The organism is Kineococcus mangrovi (assembly GCF_041320705.1).
GTDB classification, from domain to species: Bacteria; Actinomycetota; Actinomycetes; order Actinomycetales; family Kineococcaceae; genus Kineococcus; species Kineococcus mangrovi.
On the sequence record NZ_JBGGTQ010000008.1, the window covers coordinates 143,273 to 163,559 of the forward strand.

Genomic DNA, 20,287 nt, shown 5'->3' on the forward strand with positions numbered 1-20,287 from the left:
CACCCGCGTGGCGGTTCGCAACCTACGGTTCCGTAACGTACGCTCGCGTCACCTACGGAACCGTAGGTTGGTGACGATCGTCAGAGTGCTCGCACCCGACGACCCACGGAGGAACGCACGTGACCGACACGGCGGTCGGCCCGGTACGGGCCCACGCGCAGCAGCCCGCGCCCCGGCGGCAGGAGATGGTCCAGCTCCTCGACGAGCACGGGGTGCGCCACCACGACCCCGAGCACGACGTCGACCTCTCGCCCGCCGAGCTCCGCGGGCTCTACCGCGAGATGGTGCTCATGCGCCGCCTCGACAGCGAGGCCGAGGCCCTGCAGCGCAAGGGGCAGCTCGGCCTGTGGGCCGGCAGTCGCGGCCAGGAGGCCTCCCAGGTCGGTGCCGGCCGCGCGGTCCGCCGCCAGGACCAGCTCTTCCCCAGCTACCGCGACCACGGCGCGCTGCTGGCCCGCGGGGTGGACCCGCTGCACGTCCTCAGCCTCTTCCGCGGCGTCGACCACGGCGGCTGGGACCCGGTCGAGGTGGGGGTCCACCCCTACACCCTCGTCATCGCCGCGCAGATGCTGCCCGCCGTCGGGTACGCCATGGGCGTGCAGCGCGACGGGGCCGTCGGCACGGGCGACCCGGACCGCGACACGGCCGCCATCGCCTTCTTCGGCGACGGCGCCACGTCCCAGGGCGAGGCCGCCGAGGCGCTGAACTGGGCGTCGGTCTTCAACGCCCCGGTCGTCTTCTTCTGCCAGAACAACCAGTGGGCCATCTCCGAGCCGGTCTCGCGCCAGTCGCCCGTCCCGCTGCACCGGCGGGCCGAGGGCGCCGGGATGCCCGGCGTGCTCGTCGACGGCAACGACGTGCTCGCCGTTCTGTCCGTCGTGCGCAGCGCGCTGGACCGCGCCCGCGGCGGCGGCGGCCCCACCTTCGTGGAGTCCTTCACCTTCCGGATGGGGGCGCACACGACGTCGGACGACCCGACCCGCTACCGCCTCGCCGCCGAGGTCGACGCCTGGCGCGAGAAGGACCCGATCGACCGCCTGCGGACGTACCTGACCGCCGAGGGCGAGCTGGACGAGGAGTTCGAGACCGCCCTCGCGGCCGAGAGCGAGGCCTTCGCGGTGCGGCTGCGCGAGGGCGTGCCCGCCCTGCAGGACCCCGCCCCGGCCTCCATGTTCGACCACGCCTACGCCGAACCCCACCCCCAGGTGCTCGCCGAGCGCGACGAGTTCCTCGCCGCCTGGGAGCAGCAGGACGCCGACGCACACGCCGCAGCTCACGGAGGGACGCGCTGATGGAGACCATGGCGATCGGCCGCGCGATCAACGCCGGCCTGCGAGCGGCGATGGACCGCGACCCGCGGGTCCTGCTCATGGGTGAGGACATCGGCGCCCTCGGCGGGGTGTTCCGCGTCACCGACGGCCTGCAGAAGGACTTCGGCGAGGACCGCGTCATCGACACCCCGCTCGCCGAGGCCGGCATCGTCGGCACCGCGATCGGGATGGCGCTGCGCGGGTACCGCCCCGTCTGCGAGATGCAGTTCAACGGGTTCGTGTTCCCCGCGTTCAACCAGATCACGACCCAGCTGGCCAAGCTGCGCGCGCGTTCCCGGGGCCGGCTGTCGGTGCCCGTCGTCCTGCGCATCCCCAGCGGCGGCGGCATCGGGTCGGTCGAGCACCACTCCGAGAGCCCCGAGGTCCTCTTCGCCCACACCGCCGGGTTGCGGGTCGTCGCCCCCAGCACCCCGCACGACGCGTACTGGATGGTCCAGCAGTCCATCGCCTCGGCCGACCCCGTGCTGTTCCTCGAACCCGAACGCCGCTACTGGCAGAAGGGCGAGGTCGACACCGACCTCGGTCCGGGCCAGGTCACCCCGCTGCACCGGGCCCGCGTCCTGCGGCCCGGCACGGACGCGACCCTGGTCGCCTACGGGCCGACGACGCAGCTCGCCCTGGACGCCGCGGCCGCCGCCGCGCAGGACGGCACCGAGCTCGAGGTGGTCGACCTGCGCTCGATCTCCCCGCTCGACGTCGACACGGTCGCGGAGTCGGTGCGCCGCACCGGCCGCCTCGTCACCGTCTCCGAGGCGCCCACGTTCCACGGGCCGATGGCCGAACTCGCCGCGCGCATCCAGGAGTCGTGCTTCTACTCCCTGGAGGCCCCCGTCAAGCGCGTCGGCGGCTGGCACCTGCCCTACCCGGTCGCCCGGGTGGAGGAGCACTACCTGCCGTCGGTCGACCGCGTGCTCGACGCCGTCGAGCAGTCGCTGGCCGCCTGAGAAACCCCTACCCCCGAAGGACTCCGTTGAACCAGCGGTTCGCCCTGCCCGACGTCGGTGAAGGCCTCGCCGAGGCCGAGATCGTCTCCTGGAAGGTCCGGCCCGGTGACACCGTCGCCGTGAACGACGTCCTCGTCGAGATCGAGACGGCGAAGTCGCTCGTGGAACTGCCGAGCCCGTGGGCCGGCACGGTCGCCGAACTCCTCGCGGCCGAGGGCGACACCGTCGAGGTCGGCACGGACATCGTCGTCGTCAGCGACGGTTCGGCGACCCCGGAACCCGCGCCGGCACCGGCCACCCCGGAACCCGAGGCGGCTCCTGCGCAGGACGGGTCGGGTGCGACCCTCGTCGGGTACGGGACGAAGGAGAGCGCCCCCCGGCGCCGCCGCGGGACCCCGGCGCCTGCTCCCGCCCCGAGCGCCCCGGCCGTCCCCGCCGAGGTGCACGTCCTGGCCAAACCCCCCGTGCGCAAGCTCGCGCGCGACCTCGGCGTCGACCTCACCGCGGCGACGCCCACGGGCCCGGGGGGCACGGTGAGCCGCGCCGACGTCCTCGCGCTGGTGCCCGCCACGCCCGCCGAACCCGAGCGGCGCTTCGTCGAGCACGAACGCGAACGACACGTCCCGATCCGCGGTGTCCGCAAGGCGACGGCCGCGGCGATGGTGGAGAGCGCGTTCTCGGCCCCGCACGTCACCGTGTTCACGACCGTCGACGCGACCCGCACGATGAAACTGGTGCAGCGGCTCAAGACCGACCCGGAGTACGCCGGCATCCGCGTCTCGCCCCTGCTGCTCGTGGCCAAGGCGCTGCTCGTGGCGGCCAAGCGCAACCCCGACATCAACTCCACGTGGGACGAGGCCAACCAGGTCATCGTCGTGAAGAACTACGTGAACCTCGGCATCGCCGTCGCCACCCCGCGCGGTCTGCTCGTCCCGAACGTCAAGGACGCCGACGACATGTCGCTCAAGGAGCTCGCCGTCCACCTGGGTGAACTGGCCGCGACGGCCCGGGAGGGCAAGGCGAAACCTCGCGACCTGGCCGAGGGCACCATCACCATCACCAACGTCGGGACGTTCGGGATCGACACGGGGACGCCGATCCTCAACCCCGGCGAGGCGGCGATCCTCGCGGTCGGCAAGATCTCCCAGCGGCCGTGGGTGCACAAGGGCAAGGTCAAACCCCGCTACCTGGCTCAGCTCGGCCTGTCGTTCGACCACCGCATGCTGGACGGGGAGAGCGGGTCCCGCGCCCTGGCCGACATCGCCGCCGTCCTGGAGGACCCGGCCCGCGCGCTCACCTGGAGCTGACCGCTGCCGGCGGCAGGGGGTGGCCCGGGCGGGGGCTCACCCCCGGCTCGTCACAGGGGGCGGATGCCGTAGGCGTCGGCGAGTTCCTGGATGCGGCGGGCGCGACCCAGGCGCGGCAGGTCCGAGCCGTCGCGGACGACGCCGCCGCTGCGCTCGAAGTCGGCGATGAAGTCGCGCGCCCACGTGGCGTCCGAGACGTTGGGGCTCATGACCTCGTTGATGACGTAGGTCTGCTCGGCGTCCAGGCACAGCTTGCCCATCATGCCCATCGCGACGCCGACGCCGGAGGCCTCGCGCAGCTCGGGGTGACCACCGCCGGTGGTGGGTCCGTCGATCGGTCCGGGCAGCTTGCCGATGGCGCTGGCGATGACGAGCTTCGTGCGCGGGTAGGCCATCGCCATGTCCTCCGCGCTGGCCCCGGTGTCGCGGCGGTAGTCGCCGGAGCCGAACGCGAGCCGGAACGTGCCCTTGGCGCAGGCGATCTCGCGGGCGGCCTCGATGCCGAGCGCGGACTCGCACAGGGCGACGACGGGGACGGACCCGCCGAGGGCGTGCCAGGTCGCCTCGACCTGCTCACCGGCCTCGGTCTTGGCGAGCATGACGCCCAGGAGGTTCGGGACGCCCTTGAGCGCGTCGACGTCGTCGCGCCAGTGCGGGGTCGTCACGTCGTTGATGCGGACGAACGCCTGCCCGCCGCCCGCGAGCCACTCGATCGAGTCGGCACGCGCGGAGTCCTTGCGGCTGGGGTCCACCGCGTCCTCGATGTCCAGGACGACCTGGTCGGCGCGCGAGCGCGCGGCCACGTCGAAGAGGTCCGTGCGGGTCGCGTTCACGAGCAGCCACGTCCGCGCGTACTTGGGCTCGACGATGTGCACCTGGCGTTCGGCGGGTTCTGCGGTCATGGCACCCGACCGTAGCGCCGCCGCGACGGTGGGTCCGTCCGGCCGGCACGCCGAGTGGGGAGTCTCACGTCACCCCCGGGCCAGGACCCGTCCGCGGGCGGCGACGAGGTCGGCCACGGCCCGGTCGACGTCGGTGGTGCGCAGCCGCCCGTCCTCCACGACGACCCGGCCCTCGACGGTCGACAGCGCCAGCGGTGGGGTCGGTCCCACGACGAGCGCGACGACGGGGTCGTCGAGGTCGGCGTGACCGAGGCCGGTGAGGTCCCACAGGGCCAGGTCGGCCCGCTTGCCCACCTCGATCGAGCCGATCTCGCCGTCCCGCCCCAGGCACGTGGCCCCGCCGACGGTCGCCGCGCGCAGCGCGTCGCGGGCGGAGACAGCGGTCGGACCGCCGACGGCGCGGGCGACGTAGAGCATCTGCCGCAGCTCGTCGGCGAGGCTGCCCTGCTCGCTGGAGGCCGCGCCGTCCACGCCGAGGCCGACGGGGACGCCGGCGGCCAGCAGGTCGCGGGTCCGCGCGATGCCCGCGCCGAGCCGGGCGTTGGAGCTGGGGCAGTGCGCCACCGACGTGCCGGTGCGGGCGAGCGTGGCGATGTCGGGGTCGGACAGGTGGACGCAGTGGGCCAGCCAGACGTCCGGGCCCAGCCAGCCGAGGTCCTCCAGGACCTCGACGGGGCGGCGGCCGAAGGTCTGGGCGCAGTACTCCTCCTCGTCGGCGGTCTCGGCGAGGTGGGTGTGCCGGCGGATGCCGAGCTCGGCGGCCTGGGCGGCGCTCTGGCGCAGCAGGTCGGGGGAGACGGAGAACGGGGAGCAGGGGGCGGCGCCCACCCGCACCATCGCGCCCGGTGCGGGGTCGTGGAAGCGGGCGACGGCGTCGGCCGTCGCGGCCAGGACCGCGTCGACGGTCTCCACGACGGAGTCCGGCGGCAGTCCGCCGGCGGCGGCGCCGAGGTCCATCGAGCCGCGGGTGGGGGAGAAGCGCAGGCCGACCGTGCGCGCCGCCTCGACGGTCGCGGCGAGCTGGTCGCCGCCGTCGCGGGGGTGCAGGTAGTGGTGGTCGCTCGTCGTCGTGCAGCCGGTGAGGGCGAGGCGCGCCAGGCCCGCCCGGGCGGCGGCCTCGACGTCCGCGGCGTCCAGGCGCGCCCACACCGGGTACAGCGTCGTCAGCCACTCGAACAGGCCCGCGTCGACGGCGAAACCCCGGGTGGCCCACTGGTAGAGGTGGTGGTGGGTGTTGACGAACCCCGGCGTCAGCAGGTGCCCGCGGCCGTCGAGGACCCGGTCCGCGGTGGTCCCGGGCGGCGGGTCACCCGGCCCGACGGCGGCGACGACGCCGTCCTCCACGACGACGAAACCCCTCCGGTGTTCCGTGCCGGAGGGGTCGACGGTGGCCACGGCGGCCCCGGTGATCAGCAGGGTCGGCATGGGCCGATCCTGCCCGACCGGGGCCGCCGGGCGGTGCTGGTGCTCAGCGACGGCGCGGCGCGCGGTTCTCCGCACCGATCAGCCAGGCCTGCTTCTCCAGGCCGAGGATGAAGCCGTGCAGCAGGTCGGCGGTCGAGGGGTCCTCGGCGTCGATCGGGTCGTGCACGCGGCGGATGGTGTCGACCGCGCGGCGGGTCATCGCGACGATCGCCTCGACGGCGGCCCGGGTGTCGATCTCGTCCGCGCCGAAGTCGCCGATGGTCGTGGTGGTCGCGACGGTGGTGGGGCGGGCGTCGGGGACACCGCCGACGGCGCGCATGCGCTCGGCCGCGTCGTCGGCGTAGGTGCGTGCGGCGTCGATGAGCTCGTCGAGCTGCAGGTGCAGGTCGCGGAAGTTCGCCCCGACGATGTTCCAGTGGGCCTGCTTGCCCTGCAGGTGCAGCGCGGTGAGGTCGACGAGGACCTCCTGCAGACCCGAGTTCAGGCGCGAGCTGGCGTCGAAGCCGACGACGGCGCTCTGGGTGAGGCCGGCGGTGGTGATGTCGTCGATCGTGGTCACGGTGTCCTCCATGAGTGGGGTGTCGGGTCGGGGGTTCAGCGGGTGCGGGGGTTCAACGGGGTGCGGGGGCGCAGTCGGTGCACAGCCCCCACCACGTGACCTCCGCCTGGTGGACGACCGGGAAGCCCGGCGCCTCCGCGGGGGTCAGGCAGGGACTCGTGCCGACGGCGCACGGGACGTCGACGACGGTCCCGCACCCGCGGCAGACCAGGTGGTGGTGCTCGCCCGCCACCGCCGTCTCGTAGCGCGGGGTCGAGCCCGCCGGTTGGATGCTGCGCAGGAGGCCCGTCCGGGTCAGGTCCTCCAGCACGTTGTAGAGGCTCTGCCGGGACATGCGGTGACCCGCCGTCCCGAGCAGCTCGGCCAGTCCCGCGGCGGTCACGTGCGGGTGGTCGGCCACGGCTTCCAGGACCGTCCGCCGCGGGGCCGTGCTGCGCAGGCCGGCCTCGCGCAGCACCTCCTCCGGGGGGGTGCGGTCGGTCGGCGTCATGGTTCGAGAGTACACCTTCTTTGGACTGTGTCAAAAGAAGGTGAGGCTCGCTTTCGTTCGGTCAGCCTCACCACATCGTCTGCCGCAGAACGGGGCAGGGCCCCGGAGCGGGTGCTCCGGGGCCCTGCGGGGGTGTGCGTGCTGTCAGTTCTGCGCGCCGAGCTCCTCGCGCGCGGGGACGTCCTCGCTCGCCCCGGCGTGCCGGCCGCGCGGGGTGGCGGCGTCCTCGCCGAGCGCCGCCTCGATCGAGGCCTCGTCGAGGCCGAGGTCGCGCAGGTTCTCCACCGCCGCGTCGAACGCGGCCTCGCGGCGCTCCGCCTCCAGGGCCAGCTCGGCCATGGCCTGCTGGGCCGCCTTGGCCTGCTGGACCCCGCTGCGGAGGCGTTCGGCCAGTTCCCCGGGGGCCATCGACTCGTTCACGGGCTCGACGGTAGCGACGCCGGCGGCGACCGCGCCACCGCTGGTCGCCAGCGGCGCACCGGCCGCCTGGGCGGGGGAGGCGGCCGCGGCGGTCGCGGTGCCGACCGGGCTCTGGTCGGTGCCCTCGGGGGCCGGGCCGGCGGCCGCCGGTGCGCCGCCCTTCAGGGGCAGCGACGGCAGGAACAGCATGGTGACCAGACCGGCCAGCATGACGAACGTCGCGACGAGGTAGATCGTGCTCGTCGACTCGGTGAACCCGACCTTGAACGGGTGGGCCAGGACGCTCGGCAGCTGCCCCAGGACCGAGGTGTCGTCGGTCGCGCGGCCCAGCGTGGCCTGCAGGTCCCCGCCCCAGGTCTGCAGCGCCCGGCCGAACTCCGGGGTGGTGGACGCCGACTCGTAGGAGCTGGAGACCTTCTCGCCCAGGGTGGAGAACAGGATCGAGAGGAACACCGCGGTGCCGAGCGTGCCGCCCATCTGGCGGAAGAACGTCACCGAACTGGTGGCGACGCCCAGTTCGCTGCGCTTGGCCGCGTTCTGGACGGCCAGGATGACCGGCTGCATGTTGCCGCCCAGGCCCCAGCCCATGATCAGCATGACGATCATCGTCTGCCAGATCGGGGTGTCGGCGTTCACGCGGGAGAACAGGAACAGGGCGACGACCATGAGGCCGGTGCCGACGACGGGCAGGACCTTGTAGGTGCCGGTGCGGGCGATGAAGCGCCCCGAGAACATGCTCCCGGACATGATGCCGACGACGACCGGGAGCATCGCGAGCCCGCCCCTGGTGGGACTGAGGTCCTTGACGACCTGCAGGTACTGCGGCAGGACGGCGAACACCCCGAACATCCCCATGCCCAGGATGAACGAGCCCAGCGAGCCGACGACGAACGTGCGGCCGCGGAACATCCGCAGCGGCAGCAGGGCCTCGTCGCCGTAGGCGCGTTCGGCGAGGATGAACCCGACGAGGCCGACGACGCCGATGACGTAGCAGACGATCGACTTGGTGTCGCCCCAGCCCCACTCCCGGCCCTGCTCGGCCACGATGAGCAGCGGCACCAGGGTCGTGACGAGGGTGAGCGCGCCGGGCCAGTCGATCCGGTGGTGGCTGGACCGCTTGGGCAGGTGCAGGTTCTTGGAGACGACGAGGAGCGCGAAGGCGCCGATCGGGACGTTGAGCCAGAAGATCCAGCGCCACCCGGCCAGCCCCGCGAGGGAGTCCAGGCCGGAGAAGAACCCGCCGGCGACGGGCCCGAGCACGCTGGAGGTGCCGAACACCATCATGAAGTAGGCCTGGTACTTGGCCCGCTCCCGCGGCGGGACGATGTCACCGATGATCGTCAGGGCCAGCGACATCAGGCCACCGGCGCCCAGGCCCTGCAGGGCGCGGAACCCGGCCAGCTCGTACATCGAGGTCGAGATCCCGCACAGGGCGGAACCGACGATGAAGATGAGGATGGCGGCGATGAAGAACTTCCGCCGGCCGTACATGTCGGACAACTTGCCGTACAGCGGCGTGGAGATCGTCGACGTGATGAGGAAGGCGGTCGTGGCCCACGCCTGCAGCGAGAAGCCGTCGAGGTCGTCGGCGATCGTGCGGATGGCCGTCGAGACGATCGTCTGGTCCAGGGCGCCGAGGAACATCCCCAGCAGCAGGCCGGACAGGATCGCCATGATCTGGCGGTGGGTGAAGACCGGGGCCTCCGGTGCCGGCGCTGCGCCGGCGGTCGTGCTGCTCATGCGTTCTCCCCAGGGGCGGTCGTGGTGGTCCGGAGGCAGTCGGTGCGGGCTCGTTCGAGCCCACCGGCGAAGCGGGACAGCAGGGCGGTGAACGTCGCCAGGTCCTCGTCGGAGAAACCGTCGACCGCGCGGGCGAGGTGCTCGTGGCGCCGCTGCTTCATCTGGGCGACGACCTCGTGGCCGGTGCCGGTGACGTCCAGCAGGCTCGCGCGCCCGTCGTCGGGGTCGGGCAGCTTGCGCAGCAGGCCGCGGCGCATGAGCTCGCCCGTCTGCCGGCTCGTCGTGGACGGGTCGGTGCCCAGCCTCTCGGCCAGGGCGCTGCCCCGCAGGGGGCCGACGTCGGCCAGCACGTACAGGACGACGTGCATGGCCCGCTCGACGTCGCTCTCGCCGCGGGCGATCTGGGCCTTGAAGGAGTGCAGGGCCCGCAGCTGGCGACCGACCTGGTCGGCGACGGCGGCCACGAGCGCTTCGTGCCCGTCGAGGTCGGACGCGGTGGCCGGTGGGGTGCTGGCCGAGGTGCCGGCCGGCTCCTCGGTGGTGGTGCGGGTGGTCATCCGGGTGCCCCCACGGGTCTGTCGGGTGTGTCGTCTGGTCGAACGACCGTCGCGTGCTGTAACGGAGCACGGTCGTGCGGCGAACTACTCCCGGGACTTCGGCCCGGCCGGAGCGATCCTTGAGTGCTACACGCAACGACATGGACAAGCTAGCAGGCTCGAGCGAGGACCGGGGGTCTCTCATGAGGGTGGAGCGCGCACCGTGGGGACGGCGACCGGCGGGTGCCGGGTCCCGGGCGGCGGCCGGGTGGGCCGCGCTGTCGGGTGAGTCCTGCGCTACCGTTCCTGATAACCCTACGTACCAGGAGAGTCACTCAGTGTCGTTCACGAACTGGTCGCGCGAGACGACGCTGGCACCCGTGCCGCTGTCCTCGCGAGCGGCCCGGCACTTCGTGGCCGACTGGTGCATCAGCGAGGGCGTCATCGGCGACGTCGTCGACACCCTGCTCCTCCTGACGGCCGAGACCGTCACCAACGCCGTGCTGCACGGCCGCAGCGACGTCGTCCTGCGCATCGGCCGCGTCGGGTCCCGCGTCCGCGTCGCCGTCGGCGACGAGAACACCCGCCTGCCGATGCGCCGGGAGTCCGACCCCGAAGCCCTCAACGGCCGCGGCATCGCCCTCGTCGAGGCCCTGGCCGACGCGCACGGCGTCGACGTCGACCCCCTCGGCAAGACCGTCTGGTTCGACGTGGCCACCGCCCTGGCCCCCGTCCGGTCGGTCCGCGCCACCGCGTGAGCCCGCTCACCCGAGGCGTCGCGGGGGGCCGAGCCCCCGCTGGCGCGACCTACTCTTGAGGGGTGGCCGCTCCTCCCCGCACGGCCCGCAGCGCACCCGGCGCGAACGGCCTCCTGCTCACCTCCTCGGCCGTCGTCCTCGCCGCGCTCGCGGTCCTGCTCACCGCCCTCGCCCTCGCCGGCGGGCTGAACCCCTCCGTCCTCGGCGATCCCGGCGCCCTCGTCCGCTACGGGCTCCCGATCACCCGGACGGTGCACGACCTGTCCGCCGCCCTGGCCGTCGGCGGCTTCGCCGTCGCCACCTGCCTGCTGCCGCACCCCAGCGACGCCTGGGACCGCGCCGTCCGCGCGGCGGGTGTCGCGGCGGGCGCGTGGGCGGTCACCGCGTTGCTCGTCCTGGTCCTCACAGCGATGGACGTCATCGGCGCCGCGCCCGGTGCTCCCGGCTTCGGGGCCCAGTTCGCCCAGTTCGCCCAGTCGATCGACCTCGGGCGCGCCCTGCTCGTGACGACCGTCCTCGCCGCCGTCGTCGCCACCGTCGGCGCGGCGGCCGCGACCCCCACGGGCGCGGCGTGGGGCCTCGCGCTGTCCGTGCTCGCCCTCATGCCCCTGTCGCTGTCCGGCCACGCGTCCGGGTCGGCCTCGCACGAGACGGCCGTCAGCTCGCTGGCCATGCACCTCGTCGGCGTCACCGTGTGGGTCGGTGGGCTCGCCGCCGTGCTGCTCGTCCTGCCGCTGACCGGCCGGGGCGGCAGCACCGCCAAGGGGCGCCGGCCCGTCGACCTCACCGCGCTCGCCTCCCGGTACTCCACCGTGGCGCTGTGGTGCTTCGCCGCGGTCGCGCTGTCCGGGGTCCTCAACGCCTCCGTCCGCCTCGGCGGGTGGTCCGGGCTCGCGACCGCCTACGGGGCGCTCGTCGTCGGCAAGGTCGTCGCGCTCGTCGCGCTGGGCGCCCTGGGCGCCTGGCACCGCCGCCGCACGATCCCGCTGCTGGCCACCCGTCCGGCGGCCTTCGCCCGCATCGCCGCCGGCGAGCTCGTCCTCATGGGCGCCGCGATCGGCCTGGGCGTGGCGCTGAGCCGCAGCCCCACGCCCGTGCCGGACGACGTCCCGGGCACGGGCCGTGCCGAGGCGCTGCTCGGCGAACCGCTGCCGCCGATGCCGGTCACCGTCGGGCGCTGGTTCACGCAGGTCAGCCCCGACCTGCTGTGGCTGACCATCGGCGGGCTCGCCCTCGTCGGCTACCTGCTCGGCGTGCGGCGGCTGCGGTCGCGCGGGGACTCCTGGCCCGTGGGACGCACGATCTGGTGGGTGGCCGGCTGCCTCGCGCTGCTGTTCGTCACCAGCGGCGGCCCGGCCGCCTACGGGCGGATCACGTTCAGCGCGCACATGCTGCAGCACATGCTGCTGACGATGGCGGCGCCGCCGCTGCTCGTCCTCGGGGCACCCGTCACCCTGGCGATGCGCGTGCTGCCGGCGCGCCGGGACCACTCCCGGGGCGCCCGCGAGTGGCTGCTGGAGCTGGTCCACTCGCGCTACCTCGCCGTCGCGGGCCACCCGCTCGTGGCGGCCGTCCTCTTCGCCGGCTCGCTCATCGTCTTCTACTACTCGCCGCTGTTCGAGCTCGCCCTGCGCACCCACGTCGGGCACGAGCTCATGATGTTCCACTTCCTCGGCACCGGGTACCTGTTCTCCTCGGCGCTCATCGGGGTGGACCCGGGCGGCCAGCGACCCGCCTACCCGCTGCGGCTCATCCTGCTGCTCGCCACGATGGGCTTCCACGCCTTCTTCGGCGTCGCGCTCATGCAGGGCACGACCCTGCTGGCCCCCGACTGGTTCGCGCAGATGACCCCCGACGCCGACCTGTTGGCGAACCAGCAGGAGGGCGGGGACATCGCCTGGGGCATCGGTGAGGTCCCCACGCTCGTCCTCGTCCTGGGGGTGGCGATCGGCTGGTCGCGCTCGGACGACCGGGAGAACCGCCGCCGCGACCGCAAGGCCGCGCGCGACGGCGACGCCGACCTCGCCGACTACAACGCGATGCTGCAGCGGCTGGCCGACCGGGAGGGTCCCCGGACCTGACGGCCGGCCTGGTGGCGGGCCCGGTGGCGGGGCAGGAGCTCAGACCAGCCGCACCTGCAGCACCTGCGCGTCGATCGTCTTGGTGAACGGGCAGATCGCCAGCGCCTGCTGCAGGACCGCGTCGGCGTCGCCGCCCGCGTCCGGCAGCTCCACGCCGAGGTCGTAGCGCGCCGAGTACCCGGCGCCCTCGCCCGCGGACAACGTCACGCGGGCCTCCACGCTCGCCCCCTCGGTGCTGCCCCCGGCGCTCGAGGCGGCGATGCGCAGGGACTCCAGCAGGCACGAGCCGAGGGCCGCGGCCATGAGCTGCTCGGGGTTGGTGCCCTCGCCGGAACCCTGCAGGGCGGTCGGTTCGTGCACGTCGAGGGACAGGGCGCCGTCGTCCGAGCGGGCCGAGCCCTCGGTGGCGGTCACGGTGCCGGTGTACAGGTCGTCAGCCATGGGGCCGACGCTAGGCACGGAACGGCGCGAGCGCGCGACGGGCGGTGCCCGTGGACCCCCGGGGTGATCGGGGTCACGGGTCTGACCGATGATGGGGGTTCGCCCTCCTCCGTCGCGAAAGGACCGCGCGCTCATGGCCGAGCCCACCGACCGTCCCACGAGCCGTGAGCCCATCGACTTCACCGTCGAGACGCTCGGTCCGTGCACCGTCGACTCGCCGCTGGCGCCCCGGTTGCAGGCCCGTCGCACCACGCACCACTACATCGACGAGAGCGACCGCGTGCTGTTCGACGACACGCTGTCGAAGGTCTCCCGCCGCGACGGCGACCTCACCGACCTGCCGAGCCTGGAGCCGACGGGCCCCCGCAAGCGGATCTTCTTCGACCCGTCCAAGACGCGCGTCGGCATCGTCACCTGCGGCGGGCTGTGCCCGGGCATCAACAACGTCATCCGCGGCCTGGTCTCGGAGCTGACGACCCACTACGGCGTCCGCCGCATCCACGGCTTCAAGAACGGCTACCAGGGTTTCATCCCGCGCTACGGCCACGACGTCATCGACCTCACCCCGCAGGTCGTGGAGAACATCGACGGCGAGGGCGGCACGATCCTGGGGACCTCCCGCGGTCAGCAGGACTTCGTCGAGGTCGTGGACTGCCTCGAGCGCATGGGCATCTCGATCCTGTTCGTCATCGGCGGGGACGGGACGATGCGCGGGGCGCAGAAGATCGCCGCCGAGATCAAGGAGCGCGACCTGAAGATCGCGATCGTCGGCATCCCCAAGACGATCGACAACGACATCCCGTTCATCGACCAGAGCTTCGGGTTCCAGTCCGCGTTCAGCGAGGCGTCCCGCTCGATCCGGTCGGCCAAGGTGGAGGCGCGCACCGCGCCGAACGGGGTCAGCGTCGTCAAGCTCATGGGGCGGCACTCGGGGTTCATCGCGTGCTACGCCGCCCTGGCCCAGAACGACGCCGACTTCGTCCTCATCCCCGAGGTGCCGTTCACGCTCGACGGCCCGGGGGGTTTCCTGGAGCGGTTGCGCGAGAAGGTGGCGACGCAGGGGCACGCGCTCGTCGTGGCGGCCGAGGGGGCCGGGCAGGAGCTGTTCGACCCCGCCGACGCCGCCGCCTCGCTCAAGGACGCCTCGGGGAACAAGCGGCTGCAGGACGTCGGCCGTCTGCTGCGGCAGGCGATCACGGACGACTTCGCCGCGCACGACCTCGAGCTGAACATGCGCTACATCGACCCCAGCTACGTCATCCGCAGCGTCCCGGCGAACCCGTACGACGCCGTGTACTGCATCCGCCTGGCGCACGCCGCGGTGCACGCGGCGATGGCCGGGCGGACGAACATGGTCGTCGGCCGGTGGCGGCGGCGCTTCGTGCACATCCCGATCGGGCTGGCCGTCTCGGACCGCAACCAGGTCGACCCGCACGGGGACCTGTGGTGGTCGGTGCTGGAGGCGACGGGCCAGCCGTGGTCGTTCGGGGAGTTCTCGGCCGAGCAGGTCACGGCGTTCGGCGGGCAGTGACGTTCCGGTGAGCTTCCGGTGGTGGACACCGGTGGTTCACAGAGGTCCCACAGGGTGGGGGCACCCCGACCGAGAGGTGCACTCCCGTGCGAGAGCCCACCCGTCCCCCCGCCCGTCCCCGGCGTCGTGCCCTGGCGCTCGGCGCCGGTGTCCTCCTGGGCGCCGGCGCCCTGACCCAGGTGCCCAGTTCCGCGGCCCCCGAGGCCACCACCACCCCCGCCGAACGACCCCCCTACGTCGGCGCGGTCGAAGTCGTCCGCGACGTCGCCTCCCCCAGCACCCGTTCCGGCGGCGGCGAGGTGCTGCGCGGGAAGGTGTTCGACGACAGCGACCGCGACGGCCGCAGTTCCGGCGACGAGGGGGTCGAAGGCGTCTCGGTGTCCAACGGCCGCGAGGTCGTCGTCACCGACGCGGACGGGAACTACGAACTCCCCGTCCGCGACGGCATGACCGCCTTCGTCACCCAGCCCGCCGGCTGGCAGGTCCCCGTCGACGCCGACGGCGTCGCGCAGTTCTCCTACCACCACCTGCCCGCCGGTTCCCCCGAGCTCCGGTTCGGCGGCCTGGGACCGACCGGGCCGCTGCCCTCGGCGGTGAACTTCCCGATCGCCCGCGGCGGCGAGACCGCCCAGGACGACACCACCCGTTGCGCGGTGCTGGCCGACGTCCAGACCTACAGCGGCCGCGAACTCGGGTTCGCCCGCGACGGCCTGCTCGCCGACCTGGTGCAGGAGGAGGACGTCGCCGAGTGCGGTGCCCTCCTGCTCGGTGACGTGGCCGGTGACGACCTCGGGCTGTACCCGCGCATCAAGGAGGTCCTCGGGGCCTCCGGTCTGCCGCTGCGGTTCGTCCCCGGCAACCACGACCTCGACCTGGACGCCACCGACGCCGCCCACTCCTTCGACACGTTCAAGCGCGAACTCGGGCCCACGACCTACAGCTACGACGTCGCCGACGTCCACTACGTCGTCCTGAACAACGTGAAGTACCCCTGCACGCCGCTGGACGACACCGACGGGAAGCGCCCGCACTGCGCCGACCCGGAGAACGCCCCGACCTACTCCGGGCAGCTCGGCGACGACCAGGTGACCTGGCTGGAGAACGACCTCGCGCAGGTCCCCGAGGACAAGCTCGTCGTCCTCGCCTCGCACGTCCCGCTCGTCTCCTTCGCCGACCAGACCTCCACCAAGCACCAGACGAAGGAGGTCCGCGAGGTGCACGAACTCCTCGAGGGCCGTCCCGCGCTGTCGGTCTCCGGGCACACCCACTCCACCGAGCGGATGAACACCGGTGACAGCTACGCCGGCTGGAGGACCGCCGTCGGGGTCGACGAACTGCCGTTCCCGCACGTCGTCGCGGGCGCACCCAGCGGTGACTGGTACTCCGGTGACCTCGGGGTCGACGGCCGCCCGATGGCGCTGCAGCGCGACGGCGCCCGCCCGGGGTACCTGGTGCTCGACGTCGAGGGGTCGGACTACGTCGACAGCTTCCGCGCCATCGGCGAACCCGACGGGAAGCAGATGGCCGTCTCGCTGAACTCCCCGCGCTGGCGCGAGTGGTACACGACGATCACCGAGTGGGCGCAGACCCGCGAGGGCTGGGAGGAGGCGCCCCCGGTCAACGTCAACGACCTCGGCGACCCCGGCCTGGTGACGACGGCCGACGTCGCCGCCGACACGTTCCTCACGGCGAACGTCTGGTACGGCTCGACCGACACCGAGGTCTCGGTCTCCCTCGACGGGGGTGAGGCGCAGGCCGCGACCCGCACCCAGCAGGCCGCGGGGGAGGCGGCGAAGACCGGTGCGCTGCACGCCGATCCGGCCGCGGCGACCCGGCAGCTGCAGGTCGCCCGCTTCGGGTTCGCCTCGACCTCCGGGGACGAGTCGGCCCAGGGGTTCGAGTTGTACGCGGGCAGCGACTACGGCCCCGGCCCCGCCCAGCCCGGGAACAACGTCGCCGACCGCGCGACGCACCTCTGGCAGTTCCGCCTCCCCAGCGGGCTGTCCGAGGGCGTGCACACCGCCGAGGTGACGGCCACCGACTCCTTCGGCCGCGCGTTCACCGAGACGCACGTGTTCGAGGTGCGGTCCGAGCTGCCGCAGCAGGGGTTCCGCACGGACCTCTTCGCGCAGGACTGACCCGTCCTGCGCCGTGCGGGGTTGGTCCTCGTTGCCTCCCCGGGGCCGGTCATCGGCCCTGGGGAGGCAACGGGGGCACCGCCGTCACCGCGGGGAGGGTCACTTCGCCTCCGACCACCGCCGCACCACCGACACGTCGGCGACGAACCGCACCCCCGAACCCGCCGCCCACCGCGTCGCGGTCTGCTGCAGCGCCGACTCCAGCAGCCCCGCGGCCCGGTGGGCGGCGGGTTCGGGCACGTGCAGCAGCAGCTCGTCGTGCAGGCACAGCACGACCCGCCCGCCCGACCCGGCGAGCCCGGCCCGCACCGTCGCGGCCCACGCCTTGAACAGTTCCGCCGCCGCGCCCTGGACGACGGCGTTGCGCGCGAACCGCCCGCGGGCGGCGGTGGCGGCACCGGGTTCGGCGGGGGCCAGGTCGGAGATCCGCACGAGCCGGCCGCCGTAGGTCCGCACGTCGCGGCCCTCCCGGCCGGCCTCCTCCGCCGCGCGCAGGTACGCCAGGGCCCGCGGGTAGGCGCGCTCCATGCGGCGCAACGCCTCTCCCGCCGCCCCGGACGTCTGGCCGTACATCGCGGCGAGCACGGCGACCTTCGCGGTGGGCCGGTCCGCCCCGAGCGCCGCGGCGACGGGGGCGTAGAGGTCCTCGTCGCGGGTCGCCGCGACCAGACCGGGGTCACCGGAGACGGCCGCGAGCACGCGCGGTTCGACCTGGCCGAGGTCGGCGCGGACCAGGACGTGCCCGGGTTCGGCGGCCACCGCCGGCCGCAGTTCCGCCGGGAGGTTGTGCAACCCCGCCTGCGCCGTCATCCGTCCCGCCGCGGCGTCGGCCGACGACCAGGCCCCGCGCAACCGCCCGTCGGTCCCGACGTGCTCGTCGAGCCAGGGGTAGCCGTACGTCGTCGCGAGGCGTTCGGCCTTGCGCCACACCAGGAGCGCGGCGACGGCGGGGTGCGCCTCGCGCAGCCGTTCCAGCCGGTGCGCGCGGGTGTCGGGCAGGTCGAAACCCAGGCCGCGCAGCGCGGCGAGGACGTGGGCGGGGTTGCGGAGGTCGACCGTCGCGCCGCCCGGGCCGAGGTGCCGGCGCACGAGGTCGTCGCGCGCCGCGCGGGCCCCCCGCTCCGCTGCGGCGTCGGCCGGACGGGGGCCGACGGCGGTCCGCACGATCTCCTCCGCCGTCGCCCGGTCCAGCGGCAACCCCGTGCGGGACAGCTCGACCGCGAGCGCCGCGGCCGCCGACTCGGCGTAGCCCGTCTGCACGGGCAGGGGTGGTCCGGCCGGTTCGGGGCGCCGGTCGGGCAGGGCGGTGAGCCGGGCGTCCTGGGTGTCGGCGACGTCGAGGGCGAGGGCGGCCCACCGTCCGGCGCGTTCGAGGCGTTCCGCGGGGTCGGTGTCGAACGCGCGGCCGTCGGCCCACGCCGGGGCCAGCGACCCGTCCGCCGCGACGGGTTCGCCGCTGTCCGCCGCGCCGTCGAGGTCGAGCAGCCCGGTGCCGTGGGCGGCGGCCGGTCGCCGCGAGGGCGGGGACGGGACGGGGAGCCCTCGCGCCGCCGCCCAGACCGCACCCGGGTCCTCCCGGGAACCACCGTCGAGGACGCGGTGGACGGCGGCGAGGTCGTGGCAGCGGGCGAGGTGGACCGGTGGGAGGTGCCCGAGCACGGCGGCCGCGGACCACCACGTCCAGCGCGGGGCGAACTCGACGTCCAGCGCGGTGAGCAGCCCGGCGGGGTCGGTGGTGGGGACCGCCCACCCCTGCCCGGGGACGGCGAGCCCGATGCCGCCGGGGACGACGGCCAGCCCGAGGCGGGGCACGCGGCCGAGGGGCCGGAGCCGGTCGACGACCTGCTGCTCGGCGACGTGCACGGGGTCAGTCTGGACCAGCGCCCGGGGTTCTCGTGCGGCGGCGGGACGGGCCGGGCCGCTGCTCCGAACGGGCGACGGTGGTCCACTCCACCGCTCGTGGCGACGAGACACGGGAGAGGAGCCCGGTGGAACAGGCCGCCGGACCGAGCGCAGGAGGAGGGACCGGACGATGACCCTCGTGGCGCGCCGGATGGGAGTGGGAGTCCGCCTGGGGGTGGCGTTCGGCGTCGTGCTGGTCCTGCTCGGCCTGACCGGGGCGGCGGCCCTGGTGGGCGGACGGGCGCAGACCCGGGCCGCGGACCACACGGCCGACCTCGCCGTCCTGACGGCCTACGTGGCCGACCAGAAGTACTACGACGCGGACGTGTCCGGCTGGCAGGCCGCGTACGCGTGGGACACCTACCGCCTCGGGCCGGCCGCGGCCGTGGCGCCGGAGGCGGCGAACCGCGCCGGGTTCCTCACCGACAAGGCCGCGCTCCTCGCCGCGCTCGACGCCGCTCCGGTCGAGCACATGACGGCCGCCGAGCGGGCCGTCAACGAGACGATCGCCGCGAAGTGGGCCGCCTACTTCGACTCCGACGACCGGGCCGTCGCGCAGTACGGCGCGGGTGACCTCGCCGGGGCCGAGGACACCATCCAGAACGAGAGCTGGGTCGTCTACGCCGACATCCTCGCCGAGACGCAGAAGCTCACCGACTCCGTCGCCGGGCGGGCCGCCGCCGTGCAGGCCGACGGGCGCGCCGCAGCCGACCGCAGCCGGGTGCTCGTCCTGGTGGCCGTCGCCGCGGCCCTCGTGCTCGTGGTCCTGCTGCTCCTGGTGCTGACGCGCAGCATCGTGGTCCCGCTGCGGCGCAGCGTCTCGGACCTGGGCCGCATCGCCGGCGGCGACCTGACGGTCGAACCGGTCGTGGACGGCCGGGACGAGTTCCGGCAGATGGCGCAGGCCCTGGCCGCCGCGGTCGGCGCGACGCGCAGCACCGTGGCCGGGGTGGACGAGCAGGCGCGGGCCGTCGCCGGTCAGGCCGACGACCTCGCCTCCCGCGCGGCGTCCCTGTCGGCCGCCAACGCCCGCACGGGCACCGAGACCGAACGCGCGGCGGCGTCGGCGGGTTCGGTCTCCGGCGAGGTCACGACCCTGGCCACCGGTGCCGAGGAGCTGGGCGCCTCCATCGCCGAGATCTCCGCCGGCATGGCCTCCTCGGCGTCGGTGGCGCGCGAGGCGGTCGAGGTCGCGGAGGCGACGCGCGCCGCCGTGGCCGGGCTCGGTGAGGCGACCCGCGACATCGCCACCGTCGTCGGGACGATCACGTCCATCGCCGCGCAGACCAACCTGCTGGCCCTGAACGCCACGATCGAGGCCGCTCGCGCCGGTGAGGCCGGGCGCGGTTTCGCGGTGGTCGCCGGTGAGGTCAAGGAGCTCGCCCAGGAGACCGGGGCCGCGACCGAGGACATCGCCGGGAAGGTCGCGGCGATCCAGCGCGGCAGCGAGGAGGCGGCGACCGCGATCAGCCGCATCGCCGAGGTCATCGGACGCATCGACGACTACCAGGCCTCCATCTCCGCGGCCGTGGAGGAGCAGAGCGCGGTGACCGCGGACCTCGCCCGCACGGTGGCCGGCGCGGCCGCCGGCGCGGACGACATCTCGACGATGCTCGCGGACGTCGCCGCCTCCGGGGCCGATGACCGGGTCAGCCTGGAGGTCGTCACCGGATCGGTGGAATCGCTGCGCGAGAGCGCGTCCCGGCTGCGAGGGGCCGTCGGCGCCTTCCGGCTGTGAACGCCTCCCCGGCCCGTGTCGGAGGAGGGGGGTAGGACTGGTCG

Annotated in this window: 16 protein-coding genes; 8 read left to right on the forward strand and 8 right to left on the reverse strand. The window is 74.1% G+C overall.

Annotated features, from left to right (window positions below; genetic code table 11):
- Positions 1–119: 119 nt before the first annotated feature.
- The 3 genes from pdhA to AB2L28_RS16775 are packed head-to-tail and all read left to right on the forward strand — an operon-like array spanning position 120 to position 3,582.
- On the forward strand, positions 120–1,292 hold the full coding sequence (gene pdhA, locus AB2L28_RS16765) for a pyruvate dehydrogenase (acetyl-transferring) E1 component subunit alpha (RefSeq protein WP_370720126.1): 1,173 nt from the start codon (positions 120–122) through the stop codon (positions 1,290–1,292).
- Positions 1,292–2,275 carry an alpha-ketoacid dehydrogenase subunit beta gene (locus AB2L28_RS16770; RefSeq protein ID WP_370720127.1) on the forward strand — a complete coding sequence of 328 codons (984 nt, stop codon included), beginning with the start codon at positions 1,292–1,294 and terminating at the stop codon, positions 2,273–2,275. Before pdhA ends, AB2L28_RS16770 begins: the two co-directional genes overlap by 1 nt.
- A gap of 26 nt (positions 2,276–2,301) precedes the next feature.
- A complete protein-coding gene (locus tag AB2L28_RS16775) occupies positions 2,302–3,582 on the forward strand; it encodes a dihydrolipoamide acetyltransferase family protein (protein ID WP_370720128.1) in 1,281 nt (426 codons plus the stop codon).
- A gap of 50 nt (positions 3,583–3,632) precedes the next feature.
- Here the strand turns inward: AB2L28_RS16775 and AB2L28_RS16780 are convergent, their stop codons facing one another.
- From AB2L28_RS16780 to AB2L28_RS16805, 6 genes are all read right to left on the reverse strand, one after another.
- Positions 3,633–4,484 (reverse strand): HpcH/HpaI aldolase/citrate lyase family protein, encoded by an 852-nt coding sequence (locus tag AB2L28_RS16780; protein ID WP_370720129.1) that lies wholly within the window; start codon positions 4,482–4,484, stop codon positions 3,633–3,635.
- 69 nt (positions 4,485–4,553) lie between these two features.
- Entirely contained in the window at positions 4,554–5,909 is a 1,356-nt protein-coding gene (locus tag AB2L28_RS16785; protein WP_490054860.1) for an 8-oxoguanine deaminase, read from the reverse strand.
- 43 nt (positions 5,910–5,952) lie between these two features.
- Positions 5,953–6,468, reverse strand: coding sequence for a Dps family protein (locus AB2L28_RS16790; protein ID WP_370720130.1), 516 nt, complete (start codon positions 6,466–6,468; stop codon positions 5,953–5,955).
- 52 nt (positions 6,469–6,520) lie between these two features.
- Complete coding sequence (locus AB2L28_RS16795) at positions 6,521–6,958, reverse strand: Fur family transcriptional regulator (RefSeq protein ID WP_370720131.1); 438 nt, start codon at positions 6,956–6,958, stop codon at positions 6,521–6,523.
- A 144-nt stretch (positions 6,959–7,102) separates the two neighbouring features.
- On the reverse strand, positions 7,103–9,118 hold the full coding sequence (locus AB2L28_RS16800) for an MDR family MFS transporter (protein WP_370720132.1): 2,016 nt from the start codon (positions 9,116–9,118) through the stop codon (positions 7,103–7,105).
- A complete protein-coding gene (locus AB2L28_RS16805) occupies positions 9,115–9,675 on the reverse strand; it encodes a MarR family winged helix-turn-helix transcriptional regulator (protein WP_370720133.1) in 561 nt (186 codons plus the stop codon). Before AB2L28_RS16805 ends, AB2L28_RS16800 begins: the two co-directional genes overlap by 4 nt.
- 317 nt (positions 9,676–9,992) lie before the next feature.
- Here AB2L28_RS16805 and AB2L28_RS16810 point away from each other — a divergent pair, with 317 nt between their 5' ends.
- Positions 9,993–10,412: an ATP-binding protein gene (locus tag AB2L28_RS16810; protein WP_370720134.1), complete on the forward strand. Its 420-nt coding sequence runs from the start codon at positions 9,993–9,995 to the stop codon at positions 10,410–10,412.
- Positions 10,413–10,474: 62 nt separating this feature from the next.
- Positions 10,475–12,493: a bifunctional copper resistance protein CopD/cytochrome c oxidase assembly protein gene (locus tag AB2L28_RS16815; protein ID WP_370720135.1), complete on the forward strand. Its 2,019-nt coding sequence runs from the start codon at positions 10,475–10,477 to the stop codon at positions 12,491–12,493.
- A 39-nt stretch (positions 12,494–12,532) separates the two neighbouring features.
- Here the strand turns inward: AB2L28_RS16815 and AB2L28_RS16820 are convergent, their stop codons facing one another.
- The gene (locus AB2L28_RS16820; protein ID WP_370720136.1) at positions 12,533–12,934 is read right to left on the reverse strand and encodes an OsmC family protein; all 402 of its coding nucleotides are present in this window, start codon (positions 12,932–12,934) and stop codon (positions 12,533–12,535) included.
- Between the two features lie 133 nt (positions 12,935–13,067).
- Between AB2L28_RS16820 and AB2L28_RS16825 the strand changes: the two genes are divergently transcribed.
- The gene (locus AB2L28_RS16825; protein WP_370720137.1) at positions 13,068–14,465 is read left to right on the forward strand and encodes an ATP-dependent 6-phosphofructokinase; all 1,398 of its coding nucleotides are present in this window, start codon (positions 13,068–13,070) and stop codon (positions 14,463–14,465) included.
- Positions 14,466–14,551: 86 nt separating this feature from the next.
- Positions 14,552–16,603 (forward strand): calcineurin-like phosphoesterase C-terminal domain-containing protein, encoded by a 2,052-nt coding sequence (locus AB2L28_RS16830; protein WP_370720138.1) that lies wholly within the window; start codon positions 14,552–14,554, stop codon positions 16,601–16,603.
- A gap of 99 nt (positions 16,604–16,702) precedes the next feature.
- Here AB2L28_RS16830 and AB2L28_RS16835 read toward each other — a convergent pair whose 3' ends face one another.
- Positions 16,703–18,466 (reverse strand): DNA polymerase, encoded by a 1,764-nt coding sequence (locus AB2L28_RS16835; RefSeq protein ID WP_370720139.1) that lies wholly within the window; start codon positions 18,464–18,466, stop codon positions 16,703–16,705.
- A gap of 169 nt (positions 18,467–18,635) precedes the next feature.
- On the opposite strand from AB2L28_RS16835, the gene AB2L28_RS16840 reads away from it, so the two are divergent.
- Positions 18,636–20,243, forward strand: coding sequence for a methyl-accepting chemotaxis protein (locus AB2L28_RS16840; RefSeq protein WP_370720140.1), 1,608 nt, complete (start codon positions 18,636–18,638; stop codon positions 20,241–20,243).
- The last annotated feature ends 44 nt before the right edge of the window (positions 20,244–20,287 follow it).